Raw genomic sequence first — 16,506 nt, 5'->3', positions numbered from 1 at the left:
AAAAAGTGATCTTGTGCACCTGTCAGATCTGACAGGTCCATTTCCCGCTCACTCCTGTTAGCGTCTATCCATACGCCCTACGTAGCGCGGATGGATTCGACCATGGCCGACCAAGACCTCAGCATCACTGCTCCTTCCATCGCCCGAAGCTCATCGATCGCCACCATCGGCAAGAGCTGGAGCGCCGTTGGCCCGACCGGCACCGCAGGAATCGAATTGCCCATCCCGGCGTCGGCCGGGCGCGGGTTTGATCCGCAGCTGACATTGTCATGCAGCAGCCAGAGCGGTAACAGCGCGTTTGGGCTGGGCTGGAATCTGGCTGGCCTGAGCCTGATCAGCCGACGCACCAACAAGGGCGTACCGCGTTACACCAAGCACGACAACATCATCGGTCATGACGGCGAGGTGTGGATGCCCGAGCTGGATGATGACGGCAACCTGAAATCGCGCAGGGAAACCACATACCGCGACCTGGCCATTCCCGAGCACACGGTGGTGTCTTACCGGGCGCGGATTGAAAGTGATTTCTCCCTGCGCGAATGCTGGCATCCGGCTGACGGTGGAGCGCCCTTCTGGCTGGTGCATGTGGCCGACGGCACGTTGCATGTCTACGGCAAAACCACCGACTCACGCCGTGCTGACCCCGACGACGAAGCGCGCATCAGTAGCTGGCTGCTGTGTGAAAGCATGACCGCCCATGGCGAACATATCTGTTACGAGTACAAACCCGACGATCAGCCTGACGAGCAAGACCCCATTCACGACTACCGCGCCCAGCGTTATCTGCGACGGGTGTGTTACGGCAATGCCACGGCGAGCGACCGCCTCTATAGCTGGGACACCGAGCGGCCGACGGATCTGCCATGGCATTTTCAACTGGTGTTCGATTACGGCGAGCGCAGCCATTCGCTGACGGAGGTTCCGAGCTACGAAGAAGTGAACCGCTGGCAGCTACGACCTGATCCGTTTTTCACCTATGGCCAGGGTTTTGAATTGAGCACTCGCAGGCTGTGCCAGCAAGTGTTGATGTTTCATCACTTCCCCGAGGGCGTCGCTGCAGAGGCGAAGCTCGCCCGTCGCCTGCTGCTGGAATATCGACCGATCCAAAACGTTGCGCAGAGTGCCTACAGCCAGATCACCGCGGCGCACTATCAGGCCTTCGATGCGCAAGGCAATGTCGAGCATTCACCGCCGGTAGAGTTCGAATACTCGCCCTTCGAGATCAATAAGACACCTGCACGCCTGTTGGAAAAAGAGACTCAACCGGGCATCGAAGATGGCGGGTTCTACCAATGCGTCGATCTGTATGGCGAGGGCGTGCCGGGCTTTCTTTGCCGCTACGACAACGCCTGGTATTACCGTGAACCGCTGCGCGCGGCGCCTGGCACTGAACTGATCGGTTACGGCCCATGGGCCTTGCTGGACAAGATCCCGGTGGCAGATCGTAACCGCGCCGTGGCACAACTGCTTGATCTGACCGGAGACGGGCGCCTGGACCTGATCACCACCCGATTGGGTTACTTCGGGTTCCACGCGTTGAATGCGCAGCGACAATTCGAACTGTTCAGCGCGTTCGATAAATTTCCCGTGGAACACCAGAATCTGGGCTTGATCATGGGCGATTTTTGCGGCGATGGCCTGATGTCAGCGGCCTCCATCAGCCCCGACCGTGTGCGTCTCTATGCCAGCCTGCGTGAAAAAGGCTTCGCCGCCGCACAAGAAATACCTCATGAATACGATGACGACCGTCTGCCGGTTTTCAGCGACTCGCAAACCGAACTGGTGCTTCTGGGTAACCTGCTCGGCAGCGACATGCCTGAGCTGTGCCGCATCCGCCATGACGAGGTCCGCTGCTGGCCGAATCTTGGTCACGGTAAATTCGGTAAAGGTCGCAAGATCAGTGCCCTGCCTTTCACCTATGAAGAGTTCGACGCCTCGCGAGTACGCTTGGCCGACCTCGATGGCTCCGGCGCGCCGGCGTTGATCTATCTGCAATCCGATGGCTTCGAGATTTACCTGAACCGCGGCGGCAATGGTCTGGAACAGATTCCCGTCAGCGTGCCGTGGCCTGAAGATGTGCGCTATGACCGTTTGTGCCAGGTCAGTTTCGCCGATCTGCAAGGCCTCGGTTGCGCCAGCCTGATTCTGACGGTGCCGCATATCCAGCCTCGGCATTGGCGCTACGATTTCGTTGCGGCCAAGCCCTACCTGCTGGTCAACAGTAACAACAACATGGGCTGTTCCAGCAGCGTGACTTATCGCAGCTCGGCTCAGGAATGGCTGGATGAAAAGGAGCGGCTGCTGGCGCTTGAACGTGCACCGGTATGTCATCTGCCGTTTCCGCTAGCTGTGGTGAAAAAACAGGAGCAGCACGACGAAATTACCGACAACCGGTTGACCCAGTCATTTACCTGGCGCGAGGGGTTCTACGACGGCAGGGCACGGGAATTTCGCGGGTTCGGCTATCTGCAGCAACTGGACTGCGAGGTTGGAACAGATCCTTCAGACCCAGGCTTCAGCGAGCCGGTGCAAACGTGCACCTGGTTTCACAACGGTCAGGAAATGAATCGTTCGCGCGACGATTATTTCAGCGCAGACGTCGAAGCCTGCCCGTTGGGCGAAACCCTGTTCAGTCGTTACCACCCCAAAGGTGAAATCGATGAGCCCGTCGCTCCGGAGGATTCCGACAGTCGCTATCGGATCTCGCAGGCACTGGTCGGCTCGGTCGCTCGAACGGAAATCCTCGCCTATCGGACCGATGCGCAGGCGCCTGGTGCTGCCGCGCTGTACTCGGTAGAGGAGAAGCGTTATCTGGTGCGCGAGGTGCGGCCGCAAGGGCACTACGACGCAGCCGTGCTGCTGTCGCTAGAGGTAGAAACCATCAGTTATCAGTACGACGGTTTTATCGATGACCCGCTGTGCCGCCACGACGTGATCTTGCGCTGGGACGCTTTTGGCGCGGTGATGCACGCACTTACGGTGTGCTATGCGCGCAGGTTGACCGCCGAGAGCCCGCCCCCCTTCACAGAGCCCCACCTGATTCGATGGTGGGGCGACGCCCACGACGAGGCGCAGCAATACTTTTACATCAGTGAAACCCGTGCGCGCCTGATCAACCTGGTTGAGCCGCAGCAATGGCGATTGGGCCTGCGATATCAGGCACGGGACAACGCGCTGAAATTAGCCAAAGGTACGCTCCCCGGCGAGCTGAACCCGGCACAGGTATCTTTTGAATCCCTGAGAAAGCTGCAGGATTCGGCAGAATGGGCCATCGAACGGGTGCTGACTTCCCAATCCATACAGCGCTATGTGGACGTAGAGGGTATTGAACTGGGTGACGGCGTCGCCGGATTCGAAGCCCTGTCGCATTCTCTGGAGCTTGCCCTGCTGGACAAGACCGCGCTGGACGCTTACAGCATTGTGCCGGGCCTGAACATTCGCGAGGCCGTCGAGGCAATTGGTTACTCACCCATGCCGCTGCTGTTCGAAGCGACGCCGAGCGAGGAACAAAACCTTTGGTCATCGCGGTTCAATCTGGCTCGGTACGGCGATCTGGAAGCGTTTTACAAAGTGCTCGATTTCAACGAAACGCCAAGTCATGGTGTGACCAAAGCCGAATACGATCAACACTATCTGACAGTCATTCGCACGGTACTGCCCGACGGTTGCGCCGTTGAGGTAGCGGAGTTCGATTACCACGCACTGAAACCCCTGCGAATCATCGACGCAAATGAAAATACCGAAGAAGTCATCTATGAGCCCTCCGGTCAGCCACTGGTGATCAGCTTTCATGGGACCGAGAACGGCATGGACGTCGGGTTCGACCAGCTGATCGACTACCGGCCGTTGCCCGATATGAGTCCGGAATACGCCATCCGGTATCCGGAGGACACCGTACAAAACGCTGCGAGTACCCTGCACAATGACCTGTTCAGCTGGATGGGAGCGATCCCCTCTTCCGCGCTTCAAACCCGGTCGATCAAGCAAGGTGATCTGTTGCCCGGCGGGCACATCCGCGCCAGCGCACGTCGCCGGCTTGCGCGACTCCACGCCCTGGCGCCTGAAGAACAGCAATTGCTCATGGCCATTGAACGGGCTCACCGAGAGCCGGTACACACCGTGATGCTCAGCGCCGACCGCTACCCCACCGACAACGTGCAGATCCAGATTGTCAAAACCTGCGTGGACGGTTTTGGCCGCGAGCTGCAAACCCAACAGTTGGTGGATCCCGGCATGGCCTATGCGGTGGACACCGATGGCTCGCTGATCGTTGAGGATGGCGAGTTGCGTGAAGTCTTCAGCAAGTCGCGCTGGCGCATCAGCGCCCGGGTCGAATACAACAACAAGGGCTTGCCGGTGCGCCAGTTCCGGCCGTTCTTCGCCGATACCTATCGCTACGTCAACGATGTCTCCCTGCGTGAGCATGGCTACTTCGATCGATTGTTCTATGACGTGCTGCGCCGCGTGGTGCGCCTGATCAATCCCATGGGGCATTTTTCCCGTGAGACTCATCACCCGTGGTACCTCATCAGTGAGGATTTCAACGACACCGCAGAAGAGCTGTCATGAGCAGCCACGTTCATCATCGTACGCCAACCCTGACAGCCACCGACAGTCGTGGGCTGACTGTGCGGCGGGTCGACTACTGGCGCAAGAATGCCGATGACCTGCCCATGACCCGGACCACGTGCACGGAACATGATCTGGCCGGACGCAGCGTTGCCCAATGGGATCCACGTCTTCCCGCCCCCTGCCTGGCGACTGTCTACTCATTGTCGGATCAGCCATTGAGAACAGACAGCGTCGATGCCGGTATGCGTCTGAGCCTGCCAGGGCGGGCGGGTCAGACACTGCAGCGCTGGGATGGCCGCGGTGCGGTCTGGCTCATGACTTACGACCCGCAACTGCGCCTGCTGAGCGTAAAGAACACAGCCACCCCCCAGGACGATGAAATATTCGAATACGCCGATGCCTTGGCGGATGCCGGCAACAACTTGCGGGGACGACATCAGCGACTGACTGATCCCTCAGGCTGCCTTGAAGTGCACAGCTATAGCCTCGCCGGCCACTCCCAGCGAGAAACCCGAACCTTTCAAGATGCCAAATCGTTCACCAGCCAACGCACCTATGGTCCGCTGGGTGCGGTCATAGCGCTGACGGATGCCGGCCAGCATCAACAGACGATGCTTTATGATCTGGCCGGGCAAATCAAAGCCACCTCTCTGATCCTGAAAGACGGGGTCGAGCGCAGGGTGCTTATCGACGCGCAATACAACGCCGCCGGACAGCTTTTCACGCAACAAAATGGCAACGGCGTGAGCGTTCATTGGGATTACGACCCGGCCAATTCCCTCCTCGTCAGGCAATGGTCACAAAACAGCAGCGAACCGCCCATTCAGGACCTTGAGTACAAGTACGATCCCATGGGAATGATCACCCGGATCTTCGATGCCGCCGTCAAGCCGGTTTTCTTCGCCAACCAGCGCTGCGATGGCACCCGTACCTTCACCTACGATTCGCTGTATCAACTGAGCAGCGCTACCGGTTGCAGCGCCGCCGCAATGCCAAAAAACCTGGCCCGCCCGCAATCCTGCGACCCCAGAGACCTGCGTAACTACCTGCAGACCTACGAATATGACGATGGCGGCAATCTGATCAAGATTACTCAGATACGTGAGGGAACAAGTCATACCCGTCATGTGATGATCGACCCATACAGCAATCGAGGCGTATTGCATGAGCCAGGCGATCCGCTGCCGGATTTCGGCCAACTGTTTGATCCGCACGGCAATCTGCTGGAGCGATTGCCGGGCCAGCCGTTGCGGTGGAACAGCCGCGATCAGTTGCAATCGGTGGTGATGATCCCCCGTTCCGACGGTCAGGAAGATGCGGAGCACTGCTGGTACAGCCAGGGCGTGAGAGTCTGCAAACGCTATGAGCACTACGGCAGGAACACCAGCCACTTTCACCAGGTACGTTACCTGCCGGGGCTTGAGATCTCCTGCAAGGACAATGGTGAAGAGCTGCATGCCATCACCGTCACCACCGGGGCGGGTACGGTGCGTTGTCTTTACTGGGAAAACGATCCGGCAAACGTTGGCAGTACGCAATTGCGTTACGGTCTGAACGATCACTTGAATTCATGCCTGATCGAACTTGATCAGCTCGGGCAAATGATCAGCCACGAGCAATTCTTTCCGTTCGGCGCTACAGCCGCCTTCACGTTGTGCTCTGATATAGAGGTCGATTACAAAGTCATTCGGTACAGCGGCAAGGAGCTGGATCGCAGCGGTCTCTACTATTATGGCGAGCGCTATTATGCGCCGTGGCTGGGGCGCTGGACGCAACCGGACCGACACGGAATCGCAGATGGCTTGAATCTGTATTGCATGACCGGTAACAACCCGATCAACTTTGTCGACCAACAAGGGGCGACCAAAGTACCTGCACAAACCGGCAGTGCATCACAAACCACCATTGCCATCTCCACTCCTGGCTCCTCGCGCCGACCGTCTTCGGCAAGCGCGCCCGATCTGGTAACCGATCCCCAGGCTAATCCCCCCGGGCACCTTCCCCCTGAACCCGATCAAACATGGCGCGAGCGGGTCAAGTCGGCAACGCTGACAGTCGTCAACTCCAGGATCGGGCTAGCGCTGCTGCCTGTGGGGACATCGTCTCCTGCCAACGCAGCCGTCGTCAGCTCGGTTTTGACTATATCCGCGCAACTCGTAATACACGCCTCAATGTTCAACCCCGGCTGGTCTCCCCCCGGCACGTGGGACCCGGATAGTAATGGACAAATGCCGCCTGTCGAGGTCACGCAGGATGCCAACCGGGTTTTCAACCTGACCACCGCCGGGGTCAACGCGGCTGCGACCGTCGCCGGCATGATTCTAGGGCCAGTGGTGGGCGGATACGTCGATGAGTTGAGAGGCACCAAGCTCAAGGCAGAGAATGACAAGCGCGCTGGAGCATTGCTGGACACCACAGACCAGTTGATCGCCAAGATGCAATTAAAGGATAAACCGACGACAACGGCACTGGACGCTTTGCATGGACAGGTACTGGGGGCGGAAGAGCTGGCCGGGATCAGTTGGCGAAGCATGGGCATGCTCGAGAAAATATCCGGGATGCGATCCATGGATGATCCAGAGCCATCGCGAAGAAATTCGACGGCCTCTGTTGGCGCACAGACCAGCGGGTTTAAGCGAGACGATCCCGCTCGCAGGCGCACGAACAAGCAGGTGGTCCACCTTTAGGAAAGTCTGGCGCTACGGTGCTTATCGTTTCAGGCCGGGGCCATGCTATGGTCTCGGCCCGACTTTCCTGACTGTTTGCGCCCAGCATGCTGCCGACTTCCCGTACCCTGCGTCTGTCGTTGTATTTTCTGCTGATCATCGCCGGCACGGTCGTGGCCGCGACCCTCGCGATGCGCCATGCCGAGCGTCAGGCGCTGGAAGAAGATGCCGCGCGCGCCAACCAACAACTGGGGTTGTACGCCAACTCACTGCACACCCTGATCGATCGCTATCGCGCCCTGCCCGCCGTGCTGGCGCTGGATCCGCAACTGCGTTCGGCCCTGGCCGGCCCGGTCGATGCCGCACAGCAAGCGGCACTGAATCTGAAGCTGGAAAAGATCAACGGTGCGGCACAGTCCTCGACCCTGGAATTGCTCGATCACACAGGGCTGGCCGTGGCCGCCAGCAACTGGCGCTTGCCCAGCAGTTACGTCGGTCATAATTACGGTTTTCGTCCCTACTTCAGCCAGACCCGCACTCAAGGCACCGGGCGTTTTTACGCGGTGGGCGTGACCAGCGGCATTCCCGGTTACTTCCTTTCCAGCGCAGTGCTAGGGGAGAACAGCGAGTTCCTCGGTGCAATGGTGGTCAAACTGGAATTCCCGGAGCTGGAGCGCGAGTGGAGCCAGGGCAGCGACACGCTGCTGGTCAGCGATGCGCGCGGCATTATCTTCATCTCCAACCAGCCGGCCTGGCGTTATCGCGCCTTGCGGCCGTTGAGCACCGATGATCTGGCCGAGATCAAAGCCACGCGCCAGTACGACAAGCAATCACTGGTGCCGCTGACCCATTTGCCGCTACGGCGCTTCGATGACAACAGCGACCTGCGCCGGGTCGAAGGCCCGGACGGCACTGCCGACTATCTTTGGGAGTCGCTACCACTGACGACCGAAGGCTGGACTCTGCACCTGCTGCGCCGCCCGCAAGTCGCTTTCGAAGATTTGCGCAACGCCGCGCTGGCCGCCGCCGGGGTGTGGCTGGCGCTGGTGTTTTTGTTGCTGTTCCTCAATCAGCGCTGGCGGCTGGCCAAGATCCGTCAGCGCAATCGCGAGGAACTCGAGCGTCTGGTCGAAGAGCGCACCCGCGCCTTGCGTACCGCTCAGGAGGGTCTGGTGCAATCAGCCAAACTCGCCGCGCTGGGGCAGATGTCTGCGGCGTTGGCTCACGAAATCAATCAACCGCTGACCGCCCAGCGCATGCAACTGGCAACCCTGCGTCTGCTGCTCGAACATGGCCGCGTCGATGACGCGTACAAGGCGCTGAAACCGGTGGACGACATGCTCACGCGCATGGCTGCCCTCACCGGCCACCTCAAGACTTTCGCCCGCAAGAGCCCAAGCGGTTTGCGTGAACGTCTGGATCTGGCGACAGTGGTCGATCAATCGCTGCAATTGCTCGATGCGCGGCTGCGTGACGAGCAGGTCAGTCTGGTGCTGCACCTGACCCGTCCGGCGTGGGTGCGCGGTGATGCGATTCGTCTCGAACAGGTGCTGATCAACCTGCTGCGCAACGCGCTGGATGCGATGCAGGGCAAAGCGTGCAAACGTCTGGAGATCCGTCTGGATGCCGACGAACAATTGTGGCGCCTGAGCGTCAGCGACAATGGCGGCGGGATTGCCGAAGAGCATCTGGGCCAGGTGTTCGATCCGTTCTTCACCACTAAACCGGTAGGTGACGGCCTGGGCCTGGGGCTGGCCGTATCCTTCGCCATCGTCCATGAATCCGGCGGTCGCCTGAGCGCCGAGAATGGTGACCACGGCGCGGTGTTCAGCCTGACCCTGCCAATCGATCAGGAGACACACATCTGATGCTCAACTCGGTAATGGTGGTCGACGACGAAAGCAGCATTCGCAGCGCCGTCGAGCAATGGCTGAGCCTGTCAGGGTTCCAGGTGCAACTGTTCAGCCGCGCAGAAGAGTGCCTCGCCGTGCTCCCCGAACACTTTGCCGGGGTGATTGTCAGCGACGTACGCATGCCCGGCATGGACGGTTTGCAACTGCTCGCGCAAGTGCAGAAGCGCGACGCCGATCTGCCGGTGATCTTGCTCACTGGCCACGGCGACGTGCCGATGGCGGTCGAAGCCATGCGCGACGGCGCCTACGACTTTCTGGAAAAACCGTTCAGCCCGCAAATGCTGCTCGGCAGCCTGCGCCGGGCGCTGGACAAACGCCGCCTGGTCCTGGAAAACCGCGCCCTGCACCAACTGGCCGACAACCGCGCGAAGCTGGATGCGACGTTGCTTGGCGTGTCCCGGGGTCTGCAGACATTGCGCCGACAAGTGCTGGATCTGGCGACGTTGCCGGTCAACGTACTGATCCGTGGCGAAACCGGCAGCGGCAAGGAACTGGTCGCGCGCTGCCTGCATGATTTCGGCCCGCGCGCCGGTAAACCGTTCGTGGCGCTGAACTGCGCGGCGATCCCGGAGCAACTGTTCGAAGCCGAGCTGTTCGGCCACGAGAGCGGCGCGTTTACCGGCGCCTCGGGCAAGCGCATCGGCAAGCTGGAATACGCCGATGGCGGCACGCTGTTTCTCGACGAGATCGAAAGCATGCCGCTGGCCCAGCAGGTGAAGTTGCTGCGGGTCCTGCAGGAGCAGAAGCTTGAACGGCTGGGCTCGAACCAGAGTATTCGCGTCGACCTGCGCATTGTCGCGGCGACCAAACCCGATCTGCTCGACGAAGCCCGCGCCGGGCGTTTTCGTGAAGACCTGGCGTATCGCCTGAACGTCGCCGAATTGCGTTTGCCGCCGTTGCGTGAGCGCCGCGAAGACATTCCGTTGCTGTTCGACACCTTTGCTCGCCAGGCCGCCGAACGCCTGGGCCGCACATTTGCGCCGTTGAGCGGTGCGCAACTGAGTCACCTGCTCAGCCATGACTGGCCGGGTAACGTGCGCGAACTGGCCAACGTCGCCGAGCGTCAGGTGTTGGCCCTGGATGAACCTGTCGCTGGAATCGATCCGGGGCAATCGCTGGCGGCGCAGCAGGAAGCTTTCGAAGCGCAATGCCTGCGCGCGGCGTTGACCCGGCACAAAGGTGATGTGAAAGCGGTGCTCGAAGAACTGCAACTGCCGCGCCGCACATTCAATGAAAAGATGCAGCGGCATGGGTTGAGTCGGGAGATGTTTCTGGCCGAATGATTTTGTGTGGGCTGAGAACCATCCCCCTCACCCCAGCCCTCTCCCCCAGGGGGCGAGGGGGAAAGGGAGCTGATCTTCATGCTTTTCAAAACCTGAGTTCGACTCGATATTCCAGGTCGGCGTTACTTCCAAGAGCACCTCGGTCAGACCCCTCTCCCTCCGGGAGAGGGCTAGGGTGAGGGGCTTTGGGCTTGCGCCTCAATAAGCGGAAATCCGCTCATGGATTCGAATCCTTCGGCAACATTCCGCTCACGCTTTCCCGACACCCCCTCTAAACCGGCCCTCCTCCCGTTGGCACAGCTCCTGCTATAGCCCCGGCAGGCTGCGTTCCGACGCGCTCCACAAAAACAATTAAACGAAGGATCCTTCAATGGATAACTCCAACGCCCTGCCACTCGGGTCGGCGGCCGCGCCGGCCAAACCGCGAACCACTGCGAGCCGGATCAAATCGATCTTCAGCGGCTCTGTCGGCAACATGGTCGAGTGGTACGACTGGTATGTGTATGCCGCCTTCTCGCTGTACTTCGCGAAAACCTTTTTTCCGGCCGGTTCTACTACCGCGCAGTTGATGAACACTGCAGCGATCTTCGCCGTCGGCTTTCTGATGCGTCCGATCGGCGGCTGGCTGATGGGCATGTACGCCGACAAAGTCGGCCGCAAGAAAGCCCTGATGGCCTCGGTGTACCTGATGTGCTTCGGCTCGCTGCTGATCGCCTTGAGCCCGAACTACGAAACCATCGGCATCGGCGCGCCGATCCTGCTGGTGTTCGCCCGTCTGCTGCAAGGCCTGTCGGTCGGTGGCGAATACGGCACCTCGGCGACTTACCTTTCGGAGATGGCGACCAAGGAACGTCGCGGTTTCTTCTCCAGCTTCCAGTACGTGACCCTGATCTCCGGCCAGCTCATCGCGCTGGGCGTACTGATCGTGCTGCAAAACACGCTGACCACCGAGCAACTGTACGCATGGGGCTGGCGCATCCCGTTCGCCATCGGCGCGCTGTGCGCCGTGGTTGCGCTCTACCTGCGTCGCGGCATGGAAGAAACCGAGTCGTTCACCAAAAAAGAGAAGGCCAAAGAAAGCGCCATGCGCACCTTGATGCGCCATCCGAAAGAGTTGTTGACCGTGGTCGGCCTGACCATGGGCGGCACCCTGGCGTTCTACACCTATACCACCTACATGCAGAAGTACCTGGTGAACACGGTCGGCATGAGCATTTCCGACTCGACCACCATTTCCGCCGCCACGCTGTTCCTGTTCATGTGCCTGCAACCGATCATCGGCGGCCTGTCGGACAAGATCGGTCGTCGCCCGATCCTGATCGCCTTCGGCGTGCTCGGTACGATCTTCACCGTGCCGATCCTGATGACCCTGCACACCATCCAGACCTGGTGGGGCGCGTTTTTCCTGATCATGGCGGCGCTGATCATCGTCAGCGGCTACACCTCGATCAACGCGGTGGTCAAAGCCGAATTGTTTCCGACCGAAATCCGCGCACTGGGCGTCGGCCTGCCGTACGCACTGACCGTGTCGATCTTCGGCGGCACCGCCGAATACATCGCGCTGTGGTTCAAGAGCATCGGCATGGAAACCGGTTACTACTGGTACGTGACCGCGTGCATTGCCGTGTCGTTGCTGGTGTACATCACCATGAAAGACACCCAGAAGCATTCGCGCATCGTCACTGACTGATCGGGTTTCACAGCCGCTGCAATGGCGGCGTTGATGGCCCCTTCGCGAGCACGCTCGCTCCCACAGAGGATTCGTGTCGATCACAGATCCAGTGTGGGAGCGAGCCCGCTCGCGAAGGCGGCAACCCGGTATCAAGTCAACTCGGCAACCTGCGGCTTGCCATAACGTTTCTGCGCATACGAAGCGCCAACGATCATCGCCAGCAGAATCCCCGCCAGCACCGCCGATGAACCGATGGTGCCGAAGTCCAGACCACCCTTCTCATGGGACTTGGTCATCAAATCGCCCAGAGTCGCGCCAAACGGCCGGGTCAGCACGAACGCCACCCAGAACAACAGCACCGTGGAAATCTTCGTGAAGTATTTGAGCAGCACGACCACCGCAATGGTCGAGCCGATCAGCAGTGCGCCACCGGCAAAACCCAGGCCTGAATCATCGGCCAGGTAGTCGCCCAGCGCTGTGCCGAGGGTGTTGGAAAACAGGATCGCCATCCAATAGAACATCTCGCCACGGAAACTCTGTACCTTGCTGACATTCAGCGAGTCACCGCTCAGGCGCCACGCTGCGAAGATCGCCAGCAGGATTGCAATGAGGATCATCGAGCCAGTGGCGTACCCCAGGCCAAGCGTGCGATCCATGAAGTCCGACATGGTGGTACCGGCGGTGCTGGTGGAAAGGATGACGATCCAGTACAGCAGCGGCTTGTAGGTCTTGGCCATCAGCTGCGTAATCAGCGTGAGCACGAACACGCTGATCAGGATCAGCGAGCTCATGGCATAACCGACATCAAGGGTCATCGACAGCAAGTCCCCTGCAGTTTCCCCCAGGGTCGTCGCGCAGATTTTCATGACCCAGAAGGCCAGGGTGATTTGGGGAAGTTTATTCATCGCAGAGACGCTCCAGTGTGTGACGGCCGGTTCTTGGTTTTATGACCGAGGGCAGACTGGCGGTGCGACAGTGAAAAAGCAGTCGGGAAAGCATGAAAAATCTGTCACGCAGCGCAATACAGCGATTAATCGCTAATTAATGCAGCCACTTCATTCTGCAATCACCTGATCGAAGACCTGCGCGACGCTCGCTCCTGCGAAGAAAGCGAAAAATCCGCGCCGCTCTTAATATCAATTTAATCGATAGCTTTCAGCATGAATATGCGCTTTTCAATCAACTTATCCGGCGTAAAATCAAACCCATGCAAGACACACACGCCAACGAATCCGGAGTAACCGCCATGAAAACCCGACTGATGCTTGCCTTGACCCTGTCCGTACTGGCTGCCAATACCTTCGCTGCCGATGGTTCGGACCGAACCAAATCCGCCGACTTCATTTCCGGCGAAACTGCAGCCATCGAAACCAGCCATTCGGGCACTTATGCCGCCGACGGTTTCGACAAGACCCACATCGGCAAAACCGTCGCCGCCGATGGTTTCGACAAAACCGGTACCGCCCAAGCGATCAGCTGAGTCACCGCAGTTGCGCCAAAGCCCGGCCTTCGCCGGGCTTGATCATTCCGGGGCATCGCAAACATCCCCTGTGGGAGCGAGCCTGCTCGCGATAGCGCCATACCAGCCAATGCAGTTGTAACTGATACACCGCTATCGCCAGCAGGCTGGCTCCCCCAAGGGTTTGCATCTGGCTGGAAATCTGCGACGTGGGCTTGCACTATGTAGCGCTCGAAAACACTTCGCAGGACCACGCCATGCCCGATCACATCCACTTCTACGAACCCGCCAACGGACACGGCCTGCCGCACGATCCGTTCAACGCCATCGTCGGTCCGCGGCCCATCGGCTGGATTTCTTCGCAGAGTGCCGAAGGTCAGCTCAACCTGGCGCCGTACAGTTTCTTCAATGCGTTCAACTACATTCCGCCGATCATTGGCTTTTCCAGCGTCGGCCGCAAAGACAGCCTGAACAACATCGAGCAGACCGGCGAATTCGCCTGGAACCTCGCCACGCGTCCATTGGCCGAGCAGATGAATCAGAGCTGCGCGATGGTCGCGCCTGAGGTGAACGAATTCGAACTGGCGGGATTGACGACCGTAGCGTCGAAGGTGATCGCCGTGCCTCGCGTGGCAGAAAGTCCGGTGTCCTTCGAATGCAAGGTCACGCAGATCATTCAGTTGCAGCGCGTCGATGGCGAAACAGTGCCGAGCTGGCTGATCCTCGGCGAAGTGGTCGCCGTGCACATCGCCAAATGGTTGTTGAAGGACGGCATCTACGACACCGCCGCGGCACAACCGATTTTGCGCGGCGGCGGGCCGGCGGACTACTTCCAGTTGGGGCCCGAGGCGTTGTTCAAAATGTGGCGTCCGGGCGCCAGCAAGTAAGTGCTTACCAGATCAACTCGGCGTCATCAGTGACGCCCTTGAGTTTGTCCAGTTCGTTGATGGCGGCGTCGTCGGCGGCAATGGCACCGGGGAACACTCGCTCGTCGAGCAGTGTGTGAAAGCGTGGTGCACCGCCATCGACGAGGGCCTTGACCGCGATTGCCGCGTAATAACCCTTGTTGCCGCCCAACTCGACGGGGACCACTGCGGAAACTGCTTCGAAGCGTTCGAACTCTTTACGTGCCATGTCACACATCCCGGCTCAGACAAATAAGCCGGCCATTAAACCCTCAACCGACGAGTTTGTGTACCGGCGCCGGGCACTGGAGCAGGGCTTGTGCCGCCGAGACGTCGCGGAAGGTGTGAAAATCGAGGCTGTTGACCACCAGGTCCTGCACCAGCTCAGCGAACACTTCCATCGATGGGCTGTTGAAATAAGCGGTCATCATTGGCTGACTGCTCCAGAACCCGGACACCAGCCACAGCTCTGGATCGCATTGCGATTGCTGCAAGGAAAAACTCAGGCAACCGGGTGCCGATCGTGAGACTTCGATCAACGCGCTCAGGCGCACACCGAGTTCCGCCGAACGCCCGGGCTGGGCACGAACGAAAGCCATATGACTGACAGGCATCTGCTTGGACATGATCAACCCTCCATGAAATCGCGTGGCAGCCGGGGGCGGGCTGCGACTGAAGCAAAGATTAAGGGCCGAGGCGTTTGCGCCGTTAGTCGATTCCTGTCGTCGAGTTGCCCAATCCTGCGCCAGTGCGCCCTGCACCTGTAACAAGCTGTAAATCGGTGTCACAGGCTTGTCATACGGCGTATCAAGCAAGTTTGCCGGGCTGCGCCATGCTGTGGCTGGGTAGTCCGTCATGCGCCGGCAGGATCAGGCAAGCATTTGACAGAATGTGTCTACCGCTCGCGCTTGCACAAACTTATGCTCTGCTGCATTCCACCTCACTTGCCGAGGATGCCGTGCATGACGTCATTCGATCGTTTTCAAGCCGAACCCACTGCTGACATGGAAAAACAGCGCGCGGAGCTGGCGGCGATCATTCGCCGCAACACCAGCGACGATGGCAGCTACCAGACCGCCATCGGCTCGCTGTTCATGTCGCGTCACACCCAATCCCACGACTTTGCCCCGGTGCTCGCGCAACCGGCGCTGTGCATCATGGCGCAGGGTCGCAAAGAGGTGCGGCTGGCCGACGAATTCTTCAATTACGACCCGCTGAATTACCTGGTGGTATCGGTTTCGATGCCGCTGAGCGGGCGCGTGGTCAATGTCTCGCCGGATGAACCGATCCTCGCCGTGCGCCTGGATATCGACCCGACCGAAATCACCGCGCTGATCGCCGATGCCGGCCCGATGGGCGTACCGACCCGGCCGACCGGGCGTGGCCTGTACGTCGAGCGCATCGACAGTTCGATGCTCGACGCGGTGCTGCGCCTGGCCCGGCTGCTCGATGCGCCGAAAGACATCGCCATGCTCGCGCCGCTGATCCGCCGCGAGATTCTCTACCGCCTGCTGCGCAGTCCGCAGGGCCATCGCTTGTACGAAATCGCGATTGCCAACAGCCAGAGCCATCGCATCAGCCAAGCGATCAAATGGCTCAACGGCAACTTCGAGCAGCCGCTGCGCATCGATGATCTGGCCAAGGAAGTGAACCTCAGCGTCTCGACCCTGCATCACCGCTTCAAGGCGATGACGGCGATGAGTCCGTTGCAGTACCAGAAGCAGTTGCGCCTGCAAGAGGCGCGGCGCTTGATGCTGACTGAAGGGTTGGAAGCGTCGGCCGCGGGGTATCGCGTGGGCTATGAGAGCCCGTCGCAATTCAGCCGAGAGTACAGCCGCCTGTTTGGCGCGCCGCCGTTGCGGGATCTGGCGCGGTTGCGGCTTTCGGTGTGATCGTCGAGAGCCCCTCACCCTTACCCTCTCCCGGAGGGAGAGGGGACTGATTGGGGGATATTGAAGAAGTACACCGCGATAAAAACTCATTGATGCCATGACGCCGACGCATGCCTCGTTGCGAGGCATGCGCTGCCCTCTTTC

The 16,506-nt window shown here is 59.8% G+C and carries 11 protein-coding genes; 8 read left to right on the top strand and 3 right to left on the bottom strand.

Annotated features, from left to right (window positions below; genetic code table 11):
* Window positions 1-102: 102 nt before the first annotated feature.
* The 5 genes from V6F91_RS17190 (at window position 103) to V6F91_RS17170 (ending at window position 12,124) form a co-directional block, all read left to right on the top strand.
* Window positions 103-4,569 carry a SpvB/TcaC N-terminal domain-containing protein gene (locus V6F91_RS17190; protein ID WP_332766434.1) on the top strand — a complete coding sequence of 1,489 codons (4,467 nt, stop codon included), beginning with the start codon at window positions 103-105 and terminating at the stop codon, window positions 4,567-4,569.
* On the top strand, window positions 4,566-7,259 hold the full coding sequence (locus tag V6F91_RS17185; protein WP_332766432.1) for an RHS repeat-associated core domain-containing protein: 2,694 nt from the start codon (window positions 4,566-4,568) through the stop codon (window positions 7,257-7,259). Before V6F91_RS17190 ends, V6F91_RS17185 begins: the two co-directional genes overlap by 4 nt.
* A gap of 86 nt (window positions 7,260-7,345) precedes the next feature.
* Window positions 7,346-9,106: an ATP-binding protein gene (locus V6F91_RS17180; RefSeq protein WP_332766430.1), complete on the top strand. Its 1,761-nt coding sequence runs from the start codon at window positions 7,346-7,348 to the stop codon at window positions 9,104-9,106.
* Window positions 9,106-10,434 (top strand): sigma-54 dependent transcriptional regulator, encoded by a 1,329-nt coding sequence (locus V6F91_RS17175; RefSeq protein WP_332766428.1) that lies wholly within the window; start codon window positions 9,106-9,108, stop codon window positions 10,432-10,434. Before V6F91_RS17180 ends, V6F91_RS17175 begins: the two co-directional genes overlap by 1 nt.
* Window positions 10,435-10,804: 370 nt before the next feature.
* On the top strand, window positions 10,805-12,124 hold the full coding sequence (locus V6F91_RS17170) for an MFS transporter (protein ID WP_332766426.1): 1,320 nt from the start codon (window positions 10,805-10,807) through the stop codon (window positions 12,122-12,124).
* Window positions 12,125-12,255: 131 nt separating this feature from the next.
* Here V6F91_RS17170 and V6F91_RS17165 read toward each other — a convergent pair whose 3' ends face one another.
* A complete protein-coding gene (locus V6F91_RS17165) occupies window positions 12,256-13,011 on the bottom strand; it encodes a hypothetical protein (RefSeq protein ID WP_332766425.1) in 756 nt (251 codons plus the stop codon).
* A gap of 341 nt (window positions 13,012-13,352) precedes the next feature.
* Between V6F91_RS17165 and V6F91_RS17160 the strand changes: the two genes are divergently transcribed.
* Both V6F91_RS17160 and V6F91_RS17155 read left to right on the top strand, forming a co-directional pair.
* Window positions 13,353-13,586 (top strand): hypothetical protein, encoded by a 234-nt coding sequence (locus V6F91_RS17160; RefSeq protein ID WP_332766423.1) that lies wholly within the window; start codon window positions 13,353-13,355, stop codon window positions 13,584-13,586.
* 236 nt (window positions 13,587-13,822) lie between these two features.
* Window positions 13,823-14,452: a flavin reductase family protein gene (locus V6F91_RS17155; protein ID WP_332766421.1), complete on the top strand. Its 630-nt coding sequence runs from the start codon at window positions 13,823-13,825 to the stop codon at window positions 14,450-14,452.
* Window positions 14,453-14,456: 4 nt separating this feature from the next.
* Here the strand turns inward: V6F91_RS17155 and V6F91_RS17150 are convergent, their stop codons facing one another.
* Together V6F91_RS17150 and V6F91_RS17145 are read right to left on the bottom strand one after the other, a co-directional pair.
* Window positions 14,457-14,699, bottom strand: a complete 243-nt coding sequence (locus V6F91_RS17150; RefSeq protein WP_332766420.1) for a hypothetical protein — start codon at window positions 14,697-14,699, stop codon at window positions 14,457-14,459.
* 43 nt (window positions 14,700-14,742) lie between these two features.
* A complete protein-coding gene (locus tag V6F91_RS17145) occupies window positions 14,743-15,096 on the bottom strand; it encodes an antibiotic biosynthesis monooxygenase family protein (RefSeq protein WP_332766418.1) in 354 nt (117 codons plus the stop codon).
* Window positions 15,097-15,432: 336 nt separating this feature from the next.
* Between V6F91_RS17145 and V6F91_RS17140 the strand changes: the two genes are divergently transcribed.
* Window positions 15,433-16,362, top strand: coding sequence for an AraC family transcriptional regulator (locus V6F91_RS17140; protein WP_332766416.1), 930 nt, complete (start codon window positions 15,433-15,435; stop codon window positions 16,360-16,362).
* Window positions 16,363-16,506 lie beyond the last annotated feature (144 nt).

The sequence above is a fragment of the Pseudomonas koreensis genome (genome assembly GCF_036668835.1).
In the GTDB taxonomy this organism is placed as follows: Bacteria; Pseudomonadota; Gammaproteobacteria; order Pseudomonadales; family Pseudomonadaceae; genus Aquipseudomonas; species Aquipseudomonas koreensis_I.
Note: the sequence above shows the minus strand (reverse complement) of the source record. Positions and strands in the feature narration are given on the sequence as shown.

Bases quoted from the DNA above. Each gene is read 5' to 3' on its own strand.
- V6F91_RS17190 (WP_332766434.1), top strand. From the start codon at position 103: ATGGCCGACCAAGACCTCAGCATCACTGCTCCTTCCATCGCCCGAAGC.
- V6F91_RS17185 (WP_332766432.1), top strand. From the start codon at position 4,566: ATGAGCAGCCACGTTCATCATCGTACGCCAACCCTGACAGCCACCGAC.
- V6F91_RS17180 (WP_332766430.1), top strand. From the start codon at position 7,346: ATGCTGCCGACTTCCCGTACCCTGCGTCTGTCGTTGTATTTTCTGCTG.
- V6F91_RS17175 (WP_332766428.1), top strand. From the start codon at position 9,106: ATGCTCAACTCGGTAATGGTGGTCGACGACGAAAGCAGCATTCGCAGC.
- V6F91_RS17170 (WP_332766426.1), top strand. From the start codon at position 10,805: ATGGATAACTCCAACGCCCTGCCACTCGGGTCGGCGGCCGCGCCGGCC.
- V6F91_RS17165 (WP_332766425.1), bottom strand. From the start codon at position 13,011: ATGAATAAACTTCCCCAAATCACCCTGGCCTTCTGGGTCATGAAAATC.
- V6F91_RS17160 (WP_332766423.1), top strand. From the start codon at position 13,353: ATGAAAACCCGACTGATGCTTGCCTTGACCCTGTCCGTACTGGCTGCC.
- V6F91_RS17155 (WP_332766421.1), top strand. From the start codon at position 13,823: ATGCCCGATCACATCCACTTCTACGAACCCGCCAACGGACACGGCCTG.
- V6F91_RS17150 (WP_332766420.1), bottom strand. From the start codon at position 14,699: ATGGCACGTAAAGAGTTCGAACGCTTCGAAGCAGTTTCCGCAGTGGTC.
- V6F91_RS17145 (WP_332766418.1), bottom strand. From the start codon at position 15,096: ATGTCCAAGCAGATGCCTGTCAGTCATATGGCTTTCGTTCGTGCCCAG.
- V6F91_RS17140 (WP_332766416.1), top strand. From the start codon at position 15,433: ATGACGTCATTCGATCGTTTTCAAGCCGAACCCACTGCTGACATGGAA.